General features: G+C 55.3%; 2 protein-coding genes. One reads left to right on the top strand and one right to left on the bottom strand.

From position 1 onward, the window contains the following. A partial coding sequence (locus RMSM_RS28175; protein WP_008705151.1) for a sulfatase/phosphatase domain-containing protein occupies positions 1 to 474 on the top strand: 474 nt, incomplete at its 5' end. An 80-nt stretch (positions 475 to 554) separates the two neighbouring features. On the opposite strand, the gene RMSM_RS28170 is transcribed toward RMSM_RS28175, so the two are convergent. Next, a partial coding sequence (locus RMSM_RS28170) for a DUF488 domain-containing protein (protein ID WP_040769768.1) occupies positions 555 to 873 on the bottom strand: 319 nt, incomplete at its 5' end.

Raw genomic sequence — 873 nt, 5'->3', positions numbered from 1 at the left:
AACATCGACGTCGCGCCGACACTATTAGAAGCGGCTTCCGCGCCTGCCCTGCCCGAGCAAGACGGCAAAAGTTTCTGGAAGCCACTGACGCAAAACGATTCGTCCGGATTTAAACGCGAGACGCTGCTGTACGAGTATTACTGGGAACGCAATTATCCGCAGACTCCGACACTGCATGCGATCATCGGTGGACGCTATAAATACATTCGCTGTCACGGACTGTGGGATCGCGATGAACTGTATGACTTGCAAACCGATCCCGACGAGATGCACAATCTGATCGACTCGCCGGAGCATGCCGGTCGAGTCCAACAATTGAACACCGAGCTGTGGGACCTGTTGCACGCCAGCGGCGGTGACGAAATGCCATTGTTAGAAGATCGCGGAGCACAATTCCCGTGGCGAAACCCCAATAAATCCAAACTGGCACCCTTCCCCGCCGAATTCTTCCGCACCAGCGAGAGCGGCAATTGATTTCTCATTCGTGCTTCCCTCATTCGTGCTTCCAAAGCCAACAGGTCGCCTATCTTGCCCGGCAGGTTTGCGGCACCTTTTTACGCGGGGTAGATGACTTGGGGGGAATCGCCGGAGTCTTTGATCACTGCTTCGCTTGTCAGGGTATGGGGGCGGATTTTGCCGTCGGGGAATATGTGGTGGACCGTTCCACTTGATGCGACCGTGTAGTCGCTAACGAGTCGGCGATGGCACCGCCAGAAAACGCTTTCCGAGCACATGATCGCGGTTCGTTTAGCAGCAGCGATTTGCTCGAGTTCCGCAAACGCGTCTCGAAACGAGCTGGTCATCATGTAGTCGGCGTAATTTCGAAAACTCTGGTTTCGGAGCCCGTCGTTGGGCGATGTCGATGTCGTGTCC

Source organism: Rhodopirellula maiorica SM1 (assembly GCF_000346295.1).
Lineage (GTDB): Bacteria > Planctomycetota > Planctomycetia > Pirellulales > Pirellulaceae > Novipirellula > Novipirellula maiorica.
The sequence above is the reverse complement of the archived record's forward strand: the minus strand, read 5'-3'. Positions and strand labels throughout refer to the sequence as shown.